Here is a 20,712-nt window from a genome sequence, read left to right on the forward strand (position 1 = left end):
ATTACCTGATGTTTTCCCCGACTTTATGCAACAAATAACATTGCGCAACTTTTTTTCTCGCCTGGTTGAATTTTTGTTGATCGCCAATAGTCTATGCTTGGCTTCACCATGTTTTACTCAGACTAAGATTAATTTGCTTTGTGTCTTATACTGTTTGCAGGATTTCGCGATACACATGGCGCATTGCTTAAGAAAGGAGTTACAAATGATCAAGCGTTTCGTTGCTGTCGCACTGGCTGGCATTACGCTGGCTGGCTGCACAAATACCAGTACTCTGTCAGGCGATACCTACAGTGCCAGTGAGGCCAAACAGGTTCAGAGCGTGTCTTACGGCACGCTGGTCTCGGTCCGTCCGGTTAAGATTCAGGGCGGCGATGACAACAACGTGATCGGCGCTATCGGCGGCGCGGTGCTGGGCGGCTTCCTCGGCAATACCATCGGCGGCGGCACCGGACGCAGCCTGGCCACCGCAGGCGGCGCGATCGCTGGCGGCCTGGCAGGCCAGGGCGTTCAGGGCGCAGTGAATAAAACCGACGGCGTCGAGCTGGAAATCCGTAAGGATGACGGCAATACCATCATGGTGGTGCAGAAGCAGGCGGCCAGCCGTTACTCTGTCGGCCAGCGCGTCGCGCTGGCCTCCAACGGCAGCCAGATCACCGTTTCGCCGCGCTGATCGCCTTAGCCAAAAAAAACCGACGCCGCGGCGTCGGTTTTTTTATTTTTCCCGATGCTGCAGCTCGAGAATGTTTTTCTCCAGACGGGCGATAAGGGTCACCATCTGGTTGATCTCTTCGCGGCTGATGCCGGCGAGAATATCGTCGCGCGTCGCGTCGATAACGCTTTCAACCTGTTCAATAATCGGCTCCGCCTGACGCGTCAGCTTGATGCGCTTCGCGCGGCGATCGTTCGCGCAGGTCGAGCGGGTAATCAATCCTTTCTCTTCCAGCTGATCCAGCGTGCGCACCAGCGACGGTTGCTCAATGCCGATGGCCTTCGCCAGCTGAATCTGCGACTGTTCCGGCGGCAGCTGATGAATGTTGTGCAGCGTGACCCAGTGCGTCTGCGTCAGCTCAAGCGGCTTCAGTCGCTGATCGATCAACGCGCGCCAGATGCGCACCAGGCGAGACAAATCCGTTCCAAGGGGCGTATCCATTTCATCTCCTTATAATTAGCTTGCTAGCTATCAAGCCAGATTTTACACTATTCTGCGAGTTTAAAGGACAAATTACAAACCCCGGGCGAAGCCCCAGCGGTTCATCTACGCTTTTTGAGACCGGTGCCAGGGTGATATCAGAAGGACGATGCGTGGCTATTTTTCCCTTTCATGCGGCGGGACCCCTGACCGACCTGGTGTTCGGCGCCTCGCTGTTTTTTCCGCCGCTGTTTAAAGCGGTCCTGCTCGGCTTCTTCTTCTGGCTTATTCTCCATCCGCTGCTGCGCGGCTGGATCTATTCGGGGGATATCTGGCATCCGACGCTGCTCGATCTCTCTCTTTTCGTACTTTGCGTCGCCGCCGCGCTTTTTCTGCTGGGACAGGGATACTCAACATGAAATTCAATGCAGTGAAATATTTTTCTACGCTGATCGTCTTCGCGGCCGCCCTGCTGGCGGGTTGGTGGATGTGGAACTACTACATGCAGTCGCCCTGGACGCGCGACGGCAAAGTCCGCGCCGAGCTGGCACAGGTTACGCCCCAGATCTCGGCGCGCATCGTCTCGCTGGCGGTAAAAGATAATCAGTTTGTGCATCAGGGCCAGACGCTGCTGACGCTGGATACCGTGCCCTGGCAGATCGCGCTGGACAACGCCGAGGCACAGCTGGCGAAGGCGCAGGCCGACCTGGCGAAGGCGCAGCATGAAGCGAGACGCCGCGCCAGCCTGCCGCGCAACGTGATTTCGGCCGAAGATCTCGACGCCGCGCAGCTGAACGCCGCGTCGATGGCGGCCAGCGCCAAAGCGGCGCAGGCCGCGCTGGATCAGGCGCGCTGGAACCTGCAGCAGACCACCGTGACGGCGCCGACCGACGGCTGGGTCAGCAACCTGACGCTACGCGTCGGCGACTACGCCACGGCGGGCACGCCGCTCTTCGCGCTGGTCGACAGTCACTCTTATTACGTGATGGGCTATTTCGAAGAGACCAAGCTGCGCCATATTCGGCCTGGCGCGCCGGCGCAGATTGTGCTCTACAGCAACGGCGCGCGCCTGCAGGGCGAGGTGGAAAGTATCGGCCGCGCCATCTACGACCAGAGTATCGACAGCGACAGCGGCCTGGTGCCCGATATCAAGCCGAACGTGCCCTGGGTGCGGCTGGCGCAGCGCGTGCCGGTGCGCATTCGCCTGGCGCAGATACCGGATAATGTGCCGCTGGTGGCAGGCACCACCTGCTCTATCGCCATTCAGCCGTGAGCGCGCGATGAATCTTCACTGGCTGGCATGGGACCAGCTCCCCTGGGTGAAGGCAGACGCGAGTCAGTGGCGTTACGCGCTACGTAACGCCATCGCCATGTGCCTGGCGCTCAGCATCGCCTATGCGCTCGACCTGGATGAGCCCTACTGGGCGATGACCTCGGCAGCGGTGATCAGCTTTCCCACCGTCGGCGGCGCGATAAGCAAAAGCCTCGGACGCATCGTCGGCAGTCTGATGGGCGCAGGCGCCGCGCTGCTGATCGCCGGCCATACCCTCAACGAACCCTGGCTATTCACCTTTTTTATCGCCGGCTGGCTGGCGTTCTGCACCGGCATCGCCAACCACTATCAGAACAATGTGGCCTACGCCTTTTCGCTGGCGGGCTACACCGCGGCGATTATCGTTTTCAGCAGCGTCGACCTGACCGATGCGACGGATCTCTGGAATCTGACGCAGGCGCGCGTCTGCGAGGTGATTTCAGGTATTCTGTGCGCCGGGTTTATGATGATGGTGCTGCCGAGCACCTCGGACGGCGAGGCGCTGATCGCCTCGTTGCAGAAGATGCATGCACGCCTGCTGGAGCACGCCGGTCTGCTGCTGCAGCCTACCGAGGTCGATAAGGTGCGCGCCGCTCATGAAGCGGTGATCAGCCAGATTCTCACCATGAACCTGCTGCGGATTCAGGCGTTCTGGAGCCACTATCGCTTTCGCCGCCAGAACAACGTGCTCAACTACGTGCTGCACCAGCAGCTGCGCCTGACCAGCGTGCTCTCCAGCCTGCGCCGCATGCTGCTTAACTGGCCCGACGCGCCGCAGCCGCTCTACCACGCTATCGATGCTCTAATGCAGGAGCTGGCGAGCGCGCAGTGCGACAAGTACCGGCTGGCGCAGATCCTGCGCAGCGTCACCCCCGCCGCCGACGGCGATTACCGCCAGCGCGCCTTTTGCCAGCGCCTGCGCTATTTCTGCTGGATGTACCTCAACGTCAGCCGCTGGATCCGCCTGTTGGCCCGCGCCGACGCCGATACCCGCTTTCAGCCGCCGCCCGTGCCCGCGCTGGCGCGGGAAACCGACAGCGCCGAAGCGGGCTGGAGCGCGCTGCGCACCTTTTGCGCCGTCGTGGGAGGCTGCGCCTTCTGGATCACGACGCAATGGTCTGCCGGCGCGGCGGCGCTGACCCTGACCGCCATCGCCTGCGTGCTCTACTCGTCTGCGCCCTCGCCCAGCGGCAGCGTCACGCTGCTGCTGAAAACCCTGCTCTGGCTGTCGCTGTTCAGCTTTGTGATGAAATTCGGCCTGATGGTGCAGATCTCCCAGCTGTGGCAGTTTCTGCTGTTTTTGTTTCCGCTGCTGCTGACGCTGCAGCTGTTTAAGCTGCAGCAAAAGCAGCGCGCCGCGCTCTGGGGCCAGTTTATTGTCTTTATGGGCTCGTTTATCGCGGTGACCAACCCGCCGAGCTGGGATTACGCCGATTTCCTCAACGACAATATCGCCAAAGTGTGCGGCGTGATGCTCGCCTGGCTGGCATTTCAGGTCCTGCGTCCCAGCTCCGACGCGCGCCGCAGCCGCCGCCATATCCGCGCGCTGCGCATGGCGTTTCTCGACCAGCTGCGCCGCCGTCCGCGCCTGAGCGAAAGCCGCTTTGAATCGCAGATCTACCATCGCATCAGCCAGCTGAGCAGCAGCCGCGACGAGCAGGCGCGCGTCTGGCTGCTGCGCTGGGGCGTGGTGCTGCTTAACTGTTCGCATATCGTCTGGCAGCTGCGCGACTGGCAGCCTGCGTCAGCCGCGCTGGCGCAGATGCGCGAGGCGAGCCTGCAGGATTTGCAGCGCATCATCAGCGCGCGCGGCGTGCGGCACAGCTCGCTCGATCAGACCCTGACGATGCTGGAGGAGACCATCCGCCAGCTGGTGGCGGAGGGCGATACGGAGGCGAATACGCTGGCGGGTATTTTATGGCGGCTGCGCTGTTCGCTGGCGCAGCTGAAACAGGCGGTGCCGGAATAGCTATTTGCAGTACTGCAGCTGCTGGCGGTCGAAATCGGCCTGCAGCTGCGCCAGGGTCTTACGCTGCTCGAAACGGGTTTTATCGTTGGCGGACATCGGCTCAATCACCAGCTCGCGCTCTTCCGGCGAGTAGATGAAACGCCGCCGAATTTCGCTGCCGGTAAAGCTCTTGCCGATAATGCTGCCGCACACCATGGTCATGCTGGTGCGGTAGATCGCCGTTTGCTCGAAGTTGGTTTCGGTGGCGCTGCGCAAGATATACTGGCAGCCCTTCTCTTCAAGCCGTTTGCGCGCGCTGTGGCTCAGCCACTCGCGCCCTTTCGCGATGGACTCGCACTCGGCGCGCGCTGGGCTGGCGTCAATGGTGCGCTGTAGCTGACGTCCTGTTTCGGTCCTGAGCTGGGTTTCATTGGGTTGATCGCAGCCCGCCAGCAGCAGACAGAGCAGCAGTGCGCCCGTTTTCCTCATTCCTTTTCTCCTTTGATCGCACCAGATGAAAGTGTCCAGAATCAGTATCATAGGCGGTAAATCATCAGGAGAACATAGCTGGAAACTAAACTAAACGATAATAAAACGGCTCCATAAGGAGCCGTCGGTGAACGAACCATCAAATCACGCCGCAGGCGTAGCGCCCGCCGCCGCCGCCGAGCGGCTGCGGATGATCGGCGTGATTGTCGCCGCCGATATGCACCATTAACGCCTTGCCCTTGATCTCATCCAGAGATTTTAGCCGCGGCGCCAGCACCGGATAGTCGGCGCTGCCTTTCTCATTGACGTAGATCGCTGGCAGATCGCCGAGGTGGCCCTCGCCGTAGGGACCGAGGTGCTTGCCGGTTTTTTGCGGATCGAGATGGCCGCCCGCCGCGCCCGCCGCCACCGTTTTGCCTTCAGAGACGCCGGGTTCGCAGCTGCCGTTGGCGTGAACATGAAAGCCGTGCACGCCGGGCGTCAGGCCGTTCAGCTTCGGTGTAAACAGCAGACCGTAATTCGTCTGTTCGATATCGACCGTGCCGATCGCCTCGCCGATGCCCTCGGCGCTCACTTTATGCAGTGTGACCTCTTGCGCCAGCGCGTTGCCGGCCAGGCCGCCGCTTATCGCGAACAGACATGCTAAGACCGATTTTTTCATTATCGCTTGCCTCTTATCTCCCACAGGGTGTGATAAGCCTGGCCGCAATTTCCGATCTGCGCCGCTGCTTGACACAGCTTTACGCTTCAGGGCACATCGTAACCCAGCGCCGCTTTGCGAATGCGGAACCACTGCTGGCGATCCAGCGTCACCTCAAGCGCCGCCACCGCTTCGCTGACGCGTTCAGGATTGCCGGAGCCGATGATCGGCAGCGGCTGGCTCGGCAGCGCCAGCACCCAGGCGTAGACTACCTGCGCCAGGCTGGCGGCGCCGGTTTCGAGGCGCACCTGCTCCAGTTCGTCGCGCAGCGGCTGATAATGCGGATCCTGAAACAGCTCGCCGCCGCCCAGGCAGGACCACGCCATTGGCCGCAGGCGCAGCTGCTGACACTGGTCGAGGGTGCCGTCCAGCAATACATTTTGCTGAATCGGCGAGATCTCTACCTGATTGGTGGTCAGCGTAAAGGGCAGACGCGACTGCAGCAGCGCGAACTGCGACGGCGTGAAGTTCGACACGCCGAAATGCAGCACTTTACCGCTCTGATGCAGCGCCAGAAATGCCTCGGCCACCGCATCGGCGTTCATCAGCGGATCGGGACGATGGATCAGCAGCAGGTCGAGCCGGTCGGTGGCGAAATGGCGCAGCGAGTTTTCCGCGCTCTGCACGATATGCGCTTTGTCGGTGATGTAATGTCCAATGCGATGTTCAGGCTTCGCGCGCGTGGCGATGCCGCATTTGGTGACGATCTGCAGGCGATCGCGCAAGCCGGGCGACAGCTTCAGCGCCTCGCCAAAGGCGGCTTCGCAGCGGTAGTCACCATAGATATCGGCGTGATCGACCGTGGTGATGCCTAGCGAGAGATGATGTTCGATAAAGCTGATGCGCTGCTGCGGGGTCATTCCCCACTCCATCAGGCGCCAGTAACCCATGATCAGCGGAGAGAAAGCGGGCCCCTGCGGCGAGATCTGTTGCGCTTGTAGCATAGTGATATCCCTGTGTTTGCTCTTTCAGTCAGTGTCAGGGAGTATAACGAAAAGCGCTCAGAACAGGGATGGCTGTTGCGGTTCGGCATCGTCTTCCGGTTTCTGCTGGCGCAGCAGACGCAGGCGGCGCTGATGGCACAGGCGCAGCACGTCGCGCTTCTGCGCGTCGCTAAATTTCATCCAGTTGAAGCGCTCTTCCCGGCTGCGCAGGCAGCCGAGGCAGTAGCCGCGCGCATCCACCTGGCAGATGCCGCGACAGGGACTGGGTACCGGGAAAAACTCAAGTTGCTCCGCCACAGGCTCTCCACCTCGCTGATTATCTCTTTTAAAGATAGCTTAAGGTGCGTGCCTTTCTCGCTGCGGCCCGCGCGTCTCGTCACTAAATGTAACTAATTAGTTTGGCTAAACAGATAATTCCGCGCATAGTGTTGAGCCTTTGTTAAGGTTTTCCCAAGTTATTACCTTTATTCTCTTTTGGCTATCATTTGTTTTTTTACTGGATACTCATGCAGTTGAAAAAGTTACGCTGTCACGAAAACACCTTTAATCTGGCGGTTTCCCTGTTCTTCGCGCTGGTCCTGAACGGTTTGTTTCTGTTCCGCGCCTGGGAACGCATTCCTTATACATCTCTGCACGACTACTTCTTTGCCGCCAGCCTGCCCCTTGTGCTGACGGCGGCGTTCGGCCTGATCTTTAATCTGATCGCCTGGCCTTACCTGCGCAAGCCGCTGCTGGCGGTGCTGATCCTGACGAGCGCGGCGGCAAATTACGTTATGTTTAGCTTCGGCACCGTTATCGATACCAATATGGTGCAGAACGTCTTTGAAACCGATCTGCAGGAGTCCACCGCGCTGCTCAGCCGTAACGCCGTTATCTGGCTGCTGCTGATGGGCGTGGCGCCGACCATCGTCATACTTCTGACGCGCTTCAAACGCCGCGAATGCTGGTGGATGAATCTCGCGTGGCGCGCGCTGTTTATGGCGGCGTCGCTGGGCGTTATTCTGCTGATGGCGCTGCTTTTTTATAAAGATTACGCCTCGCTGATCCGCAATAACAAAGGGCTGGTCAAAATGGTCACGCCAGCCAACATCGTCAGCGGCGCCGGCCACTACGTTAATAATCGCTGGATGAAAGGCAGCCAGGCCTGGGTGCATATCGGACAGGATGCGCATAAAGGCCCCACCATCGCCGCGGAGCAGAAAAAAACGCTGGTGGTGCTGGTCGTCGGCGAAACCGCGCGCGCAGAAAACTTTTCGTTGGGCGGTTACCCGCGAGAAACCAACCCGCAGCTGAAAAAGCAGAATGTCATTTACTATCCGCAGGCGACCTCCTGCGGCACGGAAACCGCCATTTCCGTGCCCTGCATGTTCTCTAATATGCCGCGCGCTCACTACGACGCTAATCTGGCGCATCATCAGGATGGCGTGCTGGATATCCTCGGCCATGCGGGCATCAGCGTGCTGTGGCGTGAAAACGACGGCGGCTGCAAAGGCGCCTGCGATCGCGTGCCGCATACCGATATGACGCTGTGGAAGCTGGACGCCTGGTGTCAGGCGGGATCTTGCCTCGACGACGTGCTGCTGCATCGGCTGGACAACTATACCCACAGCCTGAATAACGACGGCATTATCGTGCTGCATCAGATGGGCAGCCACGGCCCCGCCTACTATCGTCGCTATCCGTCGCAGTTCCGCCAATTTACGCCGACCTGCGACAGCAATCAGATTCAGGACTGCGACCATCAGGCGCTGATGAATACCTACGACAATACGCTGCTTTACAGCGACGATATGATCGCCCGCACCATCGATATGCTGAAGGGATTGAGCGACCGCTTTAACGTGGCGCTGGTCTATCTCTCCGACCATGGCGAATCGCTCGGGGAACACGGCATGTATCTGCACGGTGCGCCCTATCTGTTTGCGCCGTCTCAGCAGACGCATATCCCCCTGCTGCTGTGGATGTCGGATGATTACGCCAGGACCTACGGCATCAATCAGGCCTGCCTGCGCCAGCAGGCGCCGACGGCGGAGGTGTCGCAGGACAATCTGTTCCATACGCTGCTGGGGATGTTCAACGTGCAGACCCGCGAATACCAGCCGCAGCTCGACATGATCAGAACGTGCCGTAAGGCGGGCTAGCGGTTGCATCCGACCGATCGGTCTACTACCTTAAGCGCCATGAACAAGACGCTGCAACGTACCGAAACCCGTGAACATCTGCTCGCTACAGGCGAGCAGCTCTGCCTGCAGCGCGGTTTCACCGGAATGGGACTCAGCGAGTTGCTGACGCTGGCGGAGGTGCCGAAAGGCTCCTTCTACTACTATTTTCGCTCGAAAGAGGCGTTTGGCGTGGCGCTGCTGGAGCGCTACTTTCTCCATCTGCACCAGCAGGTCGAGGCGCGGCTGCAGCACGGCGAAGGCACGCCGCGCGAGCGGCTGCTGGCGCACTTTCGCCAGGCCGAGCAGCTGTTCAGCGAACAGGGACATATCGTCGGCTGCCTGGCGGTGAAGCTCTCCGCGGAAGTCTGCGATCTCTCCGAGCCGATGCGCGACGCCCTGCAGCGCGGCGCCAGCCGCATTATCGCGGCTTATACGCAAACGCTGGAAGCAGCGCTGCGGCAGGAGACGATGAAGCTGCCCTACGCGCCGCGCGAGATGGCGGAAGTGATCTATATTCTGTGGCTGGGCGCCAGCCTGCAGAGCAAGCTGTCCCGCGAGCCGCAGCCGCTGCGCCTCGCATTGAGCACTCTCGAACAGTGGCTGCAAACCCACTGATTTTAAAAACGTTGTTTTATAGCAGACCGGTCTACTACAGGAGTTGTTATGGCAAGTACCCAGCTGTTTAGCCCGCTTAAAGTAGGTGCGATTACCGTACCGAACCGCGTATTTATGGCGCCGCTGACGCGTCTGCGCAGCATCGAGCCAGGCGACATTCCGACGCCGCTGATGGGCGAATATTATCGTCAGCGCGCCAGCGCCGGCCTGATTATCACCGAGGCGACGCAGGTCTCCTTCCAGGCGAAAGGCTACTCCGGCGCGCCGGGTCTGCATACCCAGCCGCAGATTGCCGCCTGGAAAGCGATTAACGCAGGCATTCACGAGGCGGGCGGCCACAGCGCCGTTCAGCTGTGGCACACCGGCCGTATTTCGCATAACAGCGTGCAGCCGGAAGGCAAGGCGCCTGTCGCGCCCTCCGCCATCGCCGCCGGCACGCGTACCTCGCTGCGCGCGGAAGACGGCAGCGTCTATCGCGAGGAGACCTCGACGCCGCGCGAGCTCACCATCGCCGAGATCAAACAGATTGTGGCCGACTTCGGCCAGGCGGCCGCCAACGCGCGCGAGGCGGACTTCGATCTGCTGGAGCTGCACTCGGCGCACGGCTATCTGATGCATCAGTTTTTGGCGCCAGACTCCAACCGTCGTACCGATGAATATGGCGGCAGCATTGAAAAACGCGGCCGCTTCGCGCTCGAAGTGGTCGACGCCGCCATCGCCAACTGGTCTGCCGATCGCGTCGGCATTCGCGTTTCGCCGATCGGCAGCTTCCAGAACCTGGATAATGGCCCTGAAGAAGAGAAAGCCGCGCTGTGGTATATCGGCGAGCTGGCGAAACGCAATATCGCCTATTTGCACCTTTCCGAGCCGGACTGGGCGGGCGGCAAGCCTTACAGCGACGCCTTCCGCGAAAAAGTGCGCGCGATCTTCCCCGGCGTGATTATCGGCGCGGGCGCCTATACCGTGGAGAAAGCGGACGATCTGATTGCGCGCGGCCTGATCGACGCCGTGGCCTTTGGCCGCGACTTTATCGCCAACCCCGATCTGGTGGCGCGTCTGCAGCAGGACGCCCCGCTCAACCCGCAGCGCCCCGAGAGCTTCTACGGCGGCGGCGCGGAAGGCTATACCGACTACCCGACGCTTTAAGCGTGACGCTGGCGTGACAACGGTTACGCCAGCGGCCGTTTTTTGCTATTTTCACCGCTATACTTAGCGTTTGAGTCATCAGAAGATGACGATTTAATAAAAGAGGATGTTATGCGTTTACTTCACACCATGCTGCGCGTTGGCGATCTGCAACGTTCCATCGACTTCTACACCCGCGTTCTCGGCATGCGCGTGCTGCGTCAGAGCGAAAACACGGAGTATAAATATACGCTGGCATTCGTTGGCTATACCGAAGAGAGCGAAGGCGCAGTCATCGAGCTGACCTACAACTGGGGCGTGGACAGCTACGATCTCGGCAACGCCTACGGCCATATCGCGCTGGGCGTGGATGACGTGGCAGCCACCTGCGACCGCATCCGCAACGCGGGCGGCAAGGTCACGCGCGAAGCGGGTCCGGTAAAAGGCGGTTCCACCATTATCGCCTTCGTCGAAGATCCAGACGGCTACAAGATCGAGCTGATCGAAAATAAACATGCCGGTCACGGCCTGGGCAACTAAGTTTGCCGCTTCAGTCTGCACGCTGCGGCAGGCTGAAGCTTTCCCTTCTGCTGCACCCTCCTCTTTTTTTTGCCATAATGCGCGCTGCCTATTTTCTGCTATGAGATGCTGATGTCTGAAACGAACTCCCTGAACGCGCTGAATCAACGTTTCCGAGGTTTCTATCCTGTGGTGATCGATGTCGAGACCGCAGGCTTTAACGCGCAGACCGATGCGCTGCTGGAGATCGCCGCCACCACGCTGAAAATGGACGAAGACGGCTGGCTGCACCGCGACCAGACGCTGCATTTCCACGTCGAGCCTTTCGAAGGCGCGCTGCTTCATCCGGAGGCGCTGGCGTTTACCGGCATCGATCCCAGCAACCCGCTGCGCGGCGCGATCAGCGAATATGAGGCGCTGCACGCCATTTTCAAGATGGTGCGCAAAGGCATCAAGGATCACCACTGTAATCGCGCCATCATGGTGGCGCACAACGCAACCTTCGACCTTAATTTTATGATGGCCGCCGCCGGGCGCGCCGGGCTGAAGCGCAACCCTTTCCATCCGTTCGCCACCTTCGACACCGCTGCGCTGAGCGGGCTGGTGCTGGGGCAAACGGTACTGGCGAAAGCCTGTAAAGCGGCAGGCATGGATTTTGACAGCACCCAGGCGCACTCTGCGCTCTACGATACCGAGCAGACGGCAACGCTGTTCTGCGAACTGGTAAACCGCTGGAAACGGCTGGGCGGCTGGCCGCTGCCGATGGCGGCGAGCGACGACGACGCGGAAGCAACGCCGGAACAGGCGTAAAAAAAGGCCGACTTGCGTCGGCCTTTTTTATTGCGCTGCTTTTATTCCGCTTCTTTGTGCTTTTCCGCCGTCTCTTTGATCAGCGACTGCAGTTCGCCGCGCTGAAACATTTCGACGATAATATCGCAGCCGCCGACCAGCTCGCCGTCTACCCACAGCTGCGGGAAGGTCGGCCAGTTGGCGTATTTCGGCAGCTCGGCGCGAATATCAGGGTTCTGCAGAATATCCACGTAAGCAAAGCGCTCACCGCAGGCAGAGAGCGCCTGCACCGCCTGCGCAGAGAAACCGCAGCTTGGCAGTTTCGGCGAGCCTTTCATATACAGCAGGACCGGGTTTTCTGCGATCTGGCGCTGAATTTTTTCTACAGTACTCATAATTGCCTTCCTTAATTCCCTACTTCGTGTTTGTTTATTGTAGCGACTTCGCCCCGTCCCTGAAAACGACAATTTCTCGCTTGCCATGCGAAACCGCCATGTTTGTTAAGTTCTTTAGTAAAGATCTGGCTTTTTCTGACGATAATCAAAACTTAAGCTGTTCATAACTGGTAATAACTTTGCTGCTATAAACTGCTGAAATTGCTCATTTATGAGTCAGATGCAACCCTGTAACAGTTTAATAGAAAAATGGCTTAACTTTTGAAAAAAACCTGGCTTAGAATGGCCCCGGCGCTGATCTCCGATCAGATTTTTCTAACCTCGTTACGGCCTGTTGTCGTAACCGCTAACCCTGTAACCGGACTATGCGATTACTGATTACGCTCTTTATATTAGCTTTCGCGCAGCTGTTCATGAACATCGCTTCGGCCTCGCCGCAAGCGCCGGTTAACGCCAGCCTGCACAAGGCGGATAAAAAAAGCGCGCGCGAAGATGAGCGCCGCAAACGGCGACCGGTTAAAACCAGCGCGAAAAAAGCGCGCCCTTCTACTGCGCAAAAACTCAAACTGAAAAAGCAGAAGAAAATTGAAACGGCTAAGCTTTCCCCTTCCGCCGCCGACACCAAAAAAACCCTGAAATCTTCTCGCAAACGCTATGGCCGCCAGCGCTCGCTGAGCACCGCAAAAGCCGCTACTCTCCCGCTGCTGGATAGCGACGGCACGCCCACCATCAAAATGAGCAAGTCCCATCGCCTGCGTTACCAGAAAGCGCGCGAAACGGCGATGACCAAGCTGATGGGTCAGTTGGGCAAGCCTTATCAGTGGGGCGGTACCTCGCCGCATACCGGTTTCGACTGCAGCGGCCTCGTCTGGTACGCCTATAAAGATTTGGTGAAATTCAGAATCCCGCGCACCGCCAACGAAATGTACCACCTGCGCGACGCTGCGCCGGTGAAGCGCGAGTCGCTGGAGAAAGGCGATCTGGTCTTCTTTCGTATCAACGGCCGCGGCACCGCCGACCACGTCGGGGTTTACCTCGGCAACGGCAAATTCATTCAGTCGCCGCGCACCGGAAAAGATATCCAGATTAGCGGACTCTCGGATGATTACTGGCAGCGTCACTATATCGGCGCGCGCCGGGTAATGACGCCGAAAACCATTCGCTAAACGCGAAAAAAAACCGGGATAATCCCGGTTTTTTTATCGCTGTCTGTTAGTGCATGACGGCGGTAAAGCTAAAGGCCACAATCATCAGCAGCGCCGCGCCGGTGGTCATTAATGCCAGTTTCAAATCGGTGCTCATTTCCTCTCCTTATCCACACAATCATCAGGGTCTTGTGCGATTTTCCCATAGTTGTCGGTAAAAATCTCGTTTTATCCCGCAAGCCTTGTTAGAATCCCCGGCTTTGTTGCGCAACTGACGCAACGCCCGTACCGTTCGTACGCAACAGCCCCTGTTTTGTCCTGCCCAGTGAGTATTTCACCGACAAAAACTGTAGCGAATTAACAGAAAACTCTCTTAGCGGACGCAAACGTTTAACATTATTCTTATCAGTGGGTTATTGATAAGTTCTGGAGTCTCTTTTTAATGGCAACAATTAAAGATGTCGCGAAGCGCGCGGGTGTTTCCACTACCACCGTTTCCCACGTGATCAATAAAACGCGCTTCGTTGCGGAAGAGACGCGCAACGCCGTCTGGCAGGCGATTCAGGAATTACACTATTCGCCCAGCGCCGTGGCGCGCAGCCTGAAGGTCAACCACACCAAAACGCTGGGGCTGCTTGCCACCTCCAGCGAAGCGCCCTATTTTGCGGAAATCATCGAAGCGGTCGAGCACCACTGCTTCGAGCGGGGCTACACCTTAATTCTCGGCAACGCCCACAACGATCTGCAGAAGCAGCGCGCCTATCTGTCGATGATGGCGCAGAAGCGCGTCGACGGTCTGCTGGTGATGTGCTCCGAGTATCCGGACGATCTGCTGAAGATGCTGGAAGAGAACCGCAATATTCCGATGGTGGTCATGGACTGGGGCGAATCGCGCGGCGATTTTACCGACACCGTGCTCGATAACGCTTTCCAGGGCGGCTATCTGGCGGGACGCTATCTGATTGAACGCGGCCATCGCGATATCGGCGCCATTCCCGGCCAGCTGGAGCGCAACACCGGCGGCGGGCGCCATGCGGGCTTTTTGCAAGCGCTGGAGGAAGCAGGCATCGCGGTGCGTCCCGAATGGATCGTACAGGGCGATTTCGAACCGGAATCGGGCTATCAGGCGATGCAGCAGATCCTGCAGCAGAAGCAGCGCCCGACGGCGATCTTTTGCGGCGGTGATATTATGGCGATGGGCGCGATCTGCGCCGCCGACGAGATGGGACTGCGCGTGCCGCAGGATATTTCGGTGATCGGCTATGACAACGTGCGCAACGCGCGCTACTTCACTCCGGCGCTGACCACCGTGCATCAGCCTAAAGCCCAGCTGGGCGAGAAGGCACTGGAGATGCTGCTCGATCGCATCACCAGCAAACGCGAAGTGTCGCAGACCATCGAAGTGCATCCCACGCTGATTGAGCGCCGCTCGGTCGGCGACGGCCCGTTCCGCGACTACCGCCGTTAATCCTCGCTTAACCACTCCTGATTGAGCGTTTGCGCATCGCCGAGATAGCTGAGCAACCAGCTAAGCGCCGGCGATGCGCGCGCCTCCGACCAGCTCACGCAGCAGTGACTTTCCGGAAAGGGTGCAGGCAGCGTCAGCTCCGCCAGCTCGCCCTTATCCAGCAGCGGACGCGCCAGATGGCCCGGCATCATCGCCACGCATAAGCCATCCAGCACGCACGCCAGTCCCGCCTGCCAGTCCGGCACCACCAGTCGGCGCTGGTTATCCAGCGTCCAGGTCATGCGGCGCGGCAGCGCGCGCGAGGTATCCTCCAGCACCAGCGACGGCCAGACGCGCAGCGCGTCGTCGTCGAGCTGCGGCTGCTGCGTCAGCGGATGGTGGCGCGCCACGACGCAGCGCCAGTTCAGCGCGCCCATATCGCGAAAGGAAAAGCGCCCGCCGACCGGGATCGCCTGGGTGGCGCCGATCGCCACGTCGACGCGTCCGTCGGCCAGCGCGTCCCATACGCCGTTAAACACCTCATAGCTGATGTGCAGCTCCATATCGGGAAAGTGTCGATAGAAGTCGGTCACCAGCTGACGGCTGCGTGGCAGCTTCACGATGCGATCGACCGCGATGCTGAGCTGCCCGCGCCAGCCGTTGGCCAGCTGCTGGCACTGCCTGCGGGTGGCGAGCATTTTTTTGATAACCTCGCGGCCTTCGCGCACGAAATGCTCGCCAGCGGCGGTCAGCGCCACGTCGCGATGCTGCCGTTCAAACAGCGGCACCGCCAGCCATGTTTCCAGCTGGCGCACCGTATAGCTGACGGCAGAGGGCACGCGATGCAGCTCCTGCGCGGCGGCGCTAAAACTGCCGGTGCGCGCCACGGCGTCTACCACTTCAAGCGCATATTCGGACCACATGCTTTTTCCTTTCAAAAATTTTCACAGCACTCTGCAAATATTAACGTTTCACAGCGGCAGGCGCACCCTTTTACACTTTGCCGCGTTTAACCTGCCTGACGAAATATGAGATTAAAAACCATGCTGTCATCAAAAGGATTTATGCCCTACCTCGCTCTGCTCAGCATGCTGGGCTTTCTGGCGACCGATATGTATCTGCCCGCCTTCGGCGCGATGCAGATCAGCTTTAATACCTCGCCCGGCATTATCAGCGCCAGTATGAGCCTGTTCCTGGCGGGTTTCGCCATCGGTCAACTTTTCTGGGGCCCGCTTTCCGACCGCATCGGCCGCAAACCGGTTCTGCTGATGGGGCTGGGACTGTTCGCGCTCGGCTGCGCCGGCATGCTGTGGGTGGAAAATGCGGTGCTGATGCTGGCGCTGCGCTTTATTCAGGCAATCGGCGTCTGCGCTGCGGCGGTGAGCTGGCAGGCGCTGGTGGTGGATCGCTATCCGCGCGCGCGCGCCAATAAGGTGTTCGCCACCATTATGCCGCTGGTGGCGCTTTCGCCCGCGCTGGCGCCGCTGCTCGGCGCCTGGCTGATTAGCCACTTTCACTGGCGTTCGATCTTTCTGGTGCTGACGCTGACCGGCGTGGCGCTGATGCTGGTGACGCTGCGCCTGCCCGCCAGCCGCCCGACGGCAAAAGAGGCGGGCGATCAGCCCGGCTTCTTCTCGCTGCTGCGCTCCGGCGTCTATGGCGGCAACGTATTGATCTATGCCGCCTGCTCCGCCAGCTTTTTCGCCTGGCTGACCGGCTCGCCCTTTATTCTCGCCGATGCGGGCCTGACGCCGGCGGATATTGGCCTGAGCTATATTCCGCAAACTATCGCCTTCCTGCTGGGCGGATTTGGCTGCCGCGCCCTGCTCAACCGCTTTGCCGGCGCGCAGCTGCTCCCCTTGCTGCTGGCACTTTACAGCCTGAGCGTGGCGACGCTCTTCGGCGTGGCGCTTACCGGAAGCCACAATCTGATCGCCCTGCTTGCGCCCTTTTGCGGCATGGCGCTGGCGAACGGCGCGATTTACCCGATCGTGGTGTCGAATGCGCTGCTGCCGTTCCCGCACGCCACCGGTAAAGCCGCGGCGCTGCAGAATACCCTGCAGCTCGGTCTTTGCTTCCTTGCCAGTCTGGCGGTCTCCGCAGGTTTACAACAGCCGCTGCTAATGACTACGCTGATTATGGTGACCACTATCGCACTGGCGATGGCGGGCTACGTCTGGCAGCGACGCGCCAGCGCACAAATGGATATTGTCCGCGTTACCACTCCCTGCCAGGATAATCACTAAGGCAACTTTTATAGTTAGCTGCCTAACAATAAGTCGTTGAATACTGACCTGGTTGAGCATATACTCGATCAGGTCAATAAATCTGCAACAAATCAATAACATAATTGTTTTATTATTAGGCGAAGCTTATCGCCCGGATGGTGTCTGCGCGCGCGTTCCCTGCTGCGTCAGACAACGAATTTCAGATCCAATCCTCTGTAAAACGTCGGATATCAGGCGCACGGAGCAATCCGTGACATTTCTCACAGGCCTTGAGAAATTGACTATTCTTTTTCTCAGGTTCAACGCGGACAGGTGATGGAGTAGCTATGAGTTCATCGTTAATAGAAGAAGTGAGCCTTGAAGAAAACCACTGGTATCGCATTGTCCACGAAATGCTGGAAAAAGCGGACATCGAAATCAACGGCAGCCGCCCCTGGGATATTCAGGTTAAACAGCCTGACTTTTTTAAGCGCGTGATTCAGGAAGGCTCACTTGGTCTTGGCGAAGCTTATATGGATGGCTGGTGGGAGTGCGAACGGCTGGATATGTTTTTTCACCGCGTGCTGAAGCATAAGCTGGACCAGCAGTTGCCGCACCACTTCAAAGATACGCTGCGCGTGGCCGCCGCGCGTCTCACCAACTTACAGTCGAAAAAACGCGCATGGATCGTGGGCAAAGAGCATTACGATCTCGGGAACGACCTCTTCTCACTGATGCTCGACCCCTATATGCAATACTCCTGCGCCTACTGGAAAGAGGCCGAGACGCTGGAGCAGGCGCAGGAAGCGAAGCTGGATATGATCTGCCGCAAACTGCAGCTGGAGCCGGGCATGACGCTGCTGGACATCGGCTGCGGCTGGGGCGGGCTGGCTGAGTATGCCGCTCGCCACTACGGCGCGGTGGTGCACGGCGTGACCATCTCGGCAGAGCAGCAGAAGCTGGCGCAGCAGCGCTGCGAAGGACTGGACGTCACTATCCTGCTGCAGGATTATCGCGATCTTAACCAGCAGTTTGATCGTATCGTTTCGGTGGGCATGTTCGAGCACGTCGGCCCGAAAAACTACGCCACCTACTTCGACGTGGTGGACCGCAACCTCAAGCCGGACGGACTGTTTCTGCTGCACACCATCGGCGCGATCCGCACCGATATGAATGTCGATCCCTGGATTGATAAATATATTTTCCCCAACGGCTGTCTGCCGTCGGTGCGTCATATTGCGGACGCCAGCGAGCCTCATTTCATTCTGGAAGACTGGCATAATTTCGGCGCCGATTACGACACCACGCTGATGGCCTGGTACGAGCGCTTTCTGCAGGCGTGGCCGCAGCTGGCCGAAAAATACGGCGAACGTTTTAAGCGCATGTTCAGTTACTATCTTAATGCCTGCGCCGGCGCCTTTCGCGCCCGCGATATTCAGCTGTGGCAGGTGGTTTTTAGCCGCGGCGTAGAAGGCGGCCTGCGCGTCGCGCGCTAAGCCGATCTGTTGAATAAGGCGCCTGGAGCGCCTTTTTTTATGCTTATTCGACGTCCGGGCGCAGAGCCGCGGCTTCACGCTGCGCCAGCACGCGCTCGACGGTATCGACGATCGCCTGAGTGTGCGGATCGATCTCGATATTGACGCGGTGTCCCAGCTTTTTCGCGCCAAGCGTAGTGCGCTCCAGGGTTTCCGGGATTAAATAGACGCAGAATTTGCTTTTGGTCACTTCGCCCACGGTCAGGCTAATGCCGTCAATACCGACGAAGCCTTTATGCAGAATATATTTCATCTGCGCCGGGTCCTGAATTTTAAACCAGACTTCACGGTTATTTTCCGACTGGATAATTTTGCAGATTTCCGCAGTGGTCATAATATGGCCAGACATCAGGTGGCCGCCGATCTCATCGCTGAATTTCGCCGCGCGTTCAATATTGACGATGTCACCTTCCTGCAGGTCGCCTAAATTGGTGACGCGCAGCGTTTCTTTAATCAGATCGAAACTGACGCGGTTGCCTTCAATGGCCGTGACGGTCAGACAGCAGCCGTTATGCGCCACCGACGCGCCCAGCGCCAGCCCCGGCAGCAGCTCTTCCGGCAGCTCTGCGACATGGGTGCGAAACAGATCTTTTTCTTCAATGGACACAATCTTTGCGGTGCCCTGCACAATTCCGGTAAACATAGTTTTGGCCTCTGCGAAGTTTGCTCTAGCTTACCACAGCTTAGCGCGCGGATATTATTTCCGCGTCGCGTCCGCTTTACAGCCGCAATATAACGCACAGCGTGACAAAACTTGGTGAATCCTGTTAATGCCGCTACACTAACCGCGCATTTCTCCGGGATCACTCCCCTTTTCTTTTTTAACAGGTGTTAACGTGCAGAAGTATTTAACAGAAGCGCGTCAATTGCTTGCCCTTGCGATTCCGGTCATCCTTGCTCAGGTGGCGCAGACCGCAATGGGATTTGTAGATACCATCATGGCCGGCGCGGTTAGCGCCACGGATATGGCCGCCGTCGCAGTCGGCACCTCTATCTGGCTTCCGGCCATTTTATTCGGCCATGGTCTTCTGCTTGCATTGACGCCAACCGTTGCGCAACTCAACGGCTCCGGCCGCCGCGAACGTATCGCTGAACAGGTTCGCCAGGCTTACTGGCTGGCCTTCTTCGTCGCCATTCTGATTATGGCGGTGCTGTGGAATGCCGGTTACGTGATTCGCGCCATGCAGGATATCGACGAACAGCTGGCGCTGAAGGCTGAAGGCTATCTTCATGCCCTGCTATGGGGCGCGCCCGGCTATCTCTTTTTCCAGGTGATGCGCAACCAGTGCGAAGGCCTGTCGAAAACCAAACCCGGCATGGTGATGGGCTTTATCGGCCTGCTGGTCAATATCCCGCTCAACTGGATCTTTATCTACGGCCACTTCGGCATGCCGGCGCTGGGCGGCGTGGGCTGCGGCGTGGCGACCGGATCGGTGTACTGGGTGATGTTCCTGGTGATGCGGCTGTGGGTGCGCCGCATGGGCGGCATGCGCGATATCCGCATGGCCTCTCGCTGGTCGCCGCCGTCACGCGCCGTGCTGCAGCGCCTGTTTTCGCTCGGCCTGCCGGTGGCGCTGGCGCTGTTTTTCGAGGTGACGCTGTTCGCCGTGGTGGCGCTGATGGTGTCGCCGCTGGGCATCGTGGACGTTGCGGGCCACCAGATTGCGCTGAACTTCAGCTCGCTGATGTTCGTGCTGCCGCTGTCGCTCGGCGTCGCCACCACTATTCGCGTCGGCTACCGGCTGGGACAGGGCTCAGCTGAGCAGGCGCGCGTCGCGGCCTGGACCGCGCAGGGCGTCGGCATCTGCATGGTGGCGATAACCGCGCTGCTGACCGTGACCTTCCGCCATCAGATCGCCCTGCTCTATAACGACAACCCGGAAGTGGTCGCGCTGGCGGCGCAGCTGATGATGCTGGCGGCGATCTACCAGTTCTCCGATTCGATTCAGGTAATCGGCAGCGGCATTCTGCGCGGCTATAAAGATACGCGTTCCATCTTCTTTATTACCTTTATCGCCTACTGGCTACTGGGGCTGCCCAGCGGCTATACGCTGGCGATGACTGACTGGGTAGTGCCGCGTATGGGTCCAGCGGGCTTCTGGTGCGGGTTTATTATCGGCCTGACTTCGGCGGCGATCATGATGCTGTGGCGCATTCGCCGCCTGCAACAGCTGCCTGCGCAGGTGATCCTCACGCGCGCCGCGCGCTGAGCCGTGCGGTCGGGGGAGATGGCGGGCTTCGGCTCGTC

General features: G+C 59.0%; 23 protein-coding genes. 14 read left to right on the forward strand and 9 right to left on the reverse strand.

Annotated elements, in window-relative coordinates:
* The first annotated feature begins 205 nt into the window (after window positions 1–205).
* Window positions 206–673, forward strand: coding sequence for an outer membrane lipoprotein SlyB (gene slyB, locus JS46_RS02225; RefSeq protein WP_033747425.1), 468 nt, complete (start codon window positions 206–208; stop codon window positions 671–673).
* Between the two features lie 42 nt (window positions 674–715).
* On the opposite strand, the gene slyA is transcribed toward slyB, so the two are convergent.
* Window positions 716–1,153 (reverse strand): transcriptional regulator SlyA, encoded by a 438-nt coding sequence (slyA, locus tag JS46_RS02230; RefSeq protein WP_033747426.1) that lies wholly within the window; start codon window positions 1,151–1,153, stop codon window positions 716–718.
* 152 nt (window positions 1,154–1,305) lie between these two features.
* Between slyA and JS46_RS02235 the strand changes: the two genes are divergently transcribed.
* Genes JS46_RS02235 through JS46_RS02245 form a run of 3 tightly spaced genes read left to right on the forward strand, consistent with a single transcriptional unit; the run spans window position 1,306 to window position 4,413 of the window.
* The gene (locus JS46_RS02235; RefSeq protein ID WP_033747427.1) at window positions 1,306–1,551 is read left to right on the forward strand and encodes a DUF1656 domain-containing protein; all 246 of its coding nucleotides are present in this window, start codon (window positions 1,306–1,308) and stop codon (window positions 1,549–1,551) included.
* Window positions 1,548–2,405: an HlyD family secretion protein gene (locus JS46_RS02240; RefSeq protein ID WP_033747430.1), complete on the forward strand. Its 858-nt coding sequence runs from the start codon at window positions 1,548–1,550 to the stop codon at window positions 2,403–2,405. The genes JS46_RS02235 and JS46_RS02240 overlap by 4 nt, the downstream gene beginning before the upstream one ends.
* Window positions 2,406–2,412: 7 nt before the next feature.
* Window positions 2,413–4,413 carry an FUSC family protein gene (locus JS46_RS02245; protein ID WP_033747432.1) on the forward strand — a complete coding sequence of 667 codons (2,001 nt, stop codon included), beginning with the start codon at window positions 2,413–2,415 and terminating at the stop codon, window positions 4,411–4,413.
* Here the strand turns inward: JS46_RS02245 and JS46_RS02250 are convergent, their stop codons facing one another.
* The 4 genes from JS46_RS02250 to JS46_RS02265 all read right to left on the reverse strand — a co-directional run bounded on the left by JS46_RS02250 (window position 4,414) and on the right by JS46_RS02265 (window position 6,822).
* Window positions 4,414–4,881 carry a hypothetical protein gene (locus JS46_RS02250; RefSeq protein WP_033747435.1) on the reverse strand — a complete coding sequence of 156 codons (468 nt, stop codon included), beginning with the start codon at window positions 4,879–4,881 and terminating at the stop codon, window positions 4,414–4,416. It lies immediately after the preceding gene.
* Window positions 4,882–5,020: 139 nt separating this feature from the next.
* Window positions 5,021–5,542 carry a superoxide dismutase family protein gene (gene sodC / locus JS46_RS02255; protein WP_033747437.1) on the reverse strand — a complete coding sequence of 174 codons (522 nt, stop codon included), beginning with the start codon at window positions 5,540–5,542 and terminating at the stop codon, window positions 5,021–5,023.
* Window positions 5,543–5,628: 86 nt separating this feature from the next.
* Entirely contained in the window at window positions 5,629–6,525 is an 897-nt protein-coding gene (locus JS46_RS02260) for an aldo/keto reductase family oxidoreductase (RefSeq protein ID WP_033747440.1), read from the reverse strand.
* A gap of 57 nt (window positions 6,526–6,582) precedes the next feature.
* A complete protein-coding gene (locus tag JS46_RS02265) occupies window positions 6,583–6,822 on the reverse strand; it encodes a DUF1289 domain-containing protein (protein ID WP_033747441.1) in 240 nt (79 codons plus the stop codon).
* A 209-nt stretch (window positions 6,823–7,031) separates the two neighbouring features.
* On the opposite strand from JS46_RS02265, the gene eptA reads away from it, so the two are divergent.
* The 5 genes from eptA (at window position 7,032) to rnt (ending at window position 11,756) form a co-directional block, all read left to right on the forward strand.
* Window positions 7,032–8,666: a phosphoethanolamine transferase EptA gene (gene eptA, locus JS46_RS02270; protein WP_033747444.1), complete on the forward strand. Its 1,635-nt coding sequence runs from the start codon at window positions 7,032–7,034 to the stop codon at window positions 8,664–8,666.
* 39 nt (window positions 8,667–8,705) lie between these two features.
* The gene (locus JS46_RS02275; protein WP_033748012.1) at window positions 8,706–9,302 is read left to right on the forward strand and encodes a TetR/AcrR family transcriptional regulator; all 597 of its coding nucleotides are present in this window, start codon (window positions 8,706–8,708) and stop codon (window positions 9,300–9,302) included.
* A gap of 48 nt (window positions 9,303–9,350) precedes the next feature.
* Window positions 9,351–10,448: an alkene reductase gene (locus JS46_RS02280; protein ID WP_033747446.1), complete on the forward strand. Its 1,098-nt coding sequence runs from the start codon at window positions 9,351–9,353 to the stop codon at window positions 10,446–10,448.
* 111 nt (window positions 10,449–10,559) lie between these two features.
* Window positions 10,560–10,967, forward strand: a complete 408-nt coding sequence (gloA, locus tag JS46_RS02285) for a lactoylglutathione lyase (protein ID WP_033747448.1) — start codon at window positions 10,560–10,562, stop codon at window positions 10,965–10,967.
* Between the two features lie 111 nt (window positions 10,968–11,078).
* Window positions 11,079–11,756, forward strand: a complete 678-nt coding sequence (gene rnt / locus JS46_RS02290; RefSeq protein WP_033748016.1) for a ribonuclease T — start codon at window positions 11,079–11,081, stop codon at window positions 11,754–11,756.
* Between the two features lie 41 nt (window positions 11,757–11,797).
* Here rnt and JS46_RS02295 read toward each other — a convergent pair whose 3' ends face one another.
* Complete coding sequence (locus JS46_RS02295; protein WP_179256429.1) at window positions 11,798–12,133, reverse strand: Grx4 family monothiol glutaredoxin; 336 nt, start codon at window positions 12,131–12,133, stop codon at window positions 11,798–11,800.
* A gap of 362 nt (window positions 12,134–12,495) precedes the next feature.
* Between JS46_RS02295 and JS46_RS02300 the strand changes: the two genes are divergently transcribed.
* Window positions 12,496–13,296, forward strand: coding sequence for a C40 family peptidase (locus tag JS46_RS02300; RefSeq protein WP_033747452.1), 801 nt, complete (start codon window positions 12,496–12,498; stop codon window positions 13,294–13,296).
* A gap of 46 nt (window positions 13,297–13,342) precedes the next feature.
* On the opposite strand, the gene JS46_RS24025 is transcribed toward JS46_RS02300, so the two are convergent.
* Window positions 13,343–13,432 (reverse strand): YnhF family membrane protein, encoded by a 90-nt coding sequence (locus tag JS46_RS24025; protein ID WP_094078480.1) that lies wholly within the window; start codon window positions 13,430–13,432, stop codon window positions 13,343–13,345.
* Between the two features lie 285 nt (window positions 13,433–13,717).
* On the opposite strand from JS46_RS24025, the gene purR reads away from it, so the two are divergent.
* Window positions 13,718–14,743 carry an HTH-type transcriptional repressor PurR gene (purR, locus tag JS46_RS02305; protein ID WP_033747455.1) on the forward strand — a complete coding sequence of 342 codons (1,026 nt, stop codon included), beginning with the start codon at window positions 13,718–13,720 and terminating at the stop codon, window positions 14,741–14,743.
* Here the strand turns inward: purR and punR are convergent.
* Window positions 14,740–15,645, reverse strand: a complete 906-nt coding sequence (punR, locus tag JS46_RS02310) for a DNA-binding transcriptional activator PunR (RefSeq protein WP_033747458.1) — start codon at window positions 15,643–15,645, stop codon at window positions 14,740–14,742. The genes purR and punR overlap by 4 nt on opposite strands.
* Window positions 15,646–15,765: 120 nt before the next feature.
* Here punR and punC point away from each other — a divergent pair, with 120 nt between their 5' ends.
* Entirely contained in the window at window positions 15,766–16,968 is a 1,203-nt protein-coding gene (gene punC / locus JS46_RS02315; protein WP_033748018.1) for a purine nucleoside transporter PunC, read from the forward strand.
* Window positions 16,969–17,276: 308 nt separating this feature from the next.
* The gene (cfa, locus tag JS46_RS02320) at window positions 17,277–18,425 is read left to right on the forward strand and encodes a cyclopropane fatty acyl phospholipid synthase (RefSeq protein WP_033747461.1); all 1,149 of its coding nucleotides are present in this window, start codon (window positions 17,277–17,279) and stop codon (window positions 18,423–18,425) included.
* Between the two features lie 43 nt (window positions 18,426–18,468).
* Here cfa and JS46_RS02325 read toward each other — a convergent pair whose 3' ends face one another.
* Complete coding sequence (locus tag JS46_RS02325) at window positions 18,469–19,107, reverse strand: riboflavin synthase (RefSeq protein WP_033747463.1); 639 nt, start codon at window positions 19,105–19,107, stop codon at window positions 18,469–18,471.
* Window positions 19,108–19,300: 193 nt separating this feature from the next.
* Between JS46_RS02325 and JS46_RS02330 the strand changes: the two genes are divergently transcribed.
* Window positions 19,301–20,674: an MATE family efflux transporter gene (locus tag JS46_RS02330; RefSeq protein ID WP_033747465.1), complete on the forward strand. Its 1,374-nt coding sequence runs from the start codon at window positions 19,301–19,303 to the stop codon at window positions 20,672–20,674.
* The last annotated feature ends 38 nt before the right edge of the window (window positions 20,675–20,712 follow it).

Origin of the sequence: Pantoea sp. NGS-ED-1003 (assembly GCF_000738765.1) — a bacterium.
GTDB classification, from domain to species: domain Bacteria; phylum Pseudomonadota; class Gammaproteobacteria; order Enterobacterales; family Enterobacteriaceae; genus Pantoea; species Pantoea septica.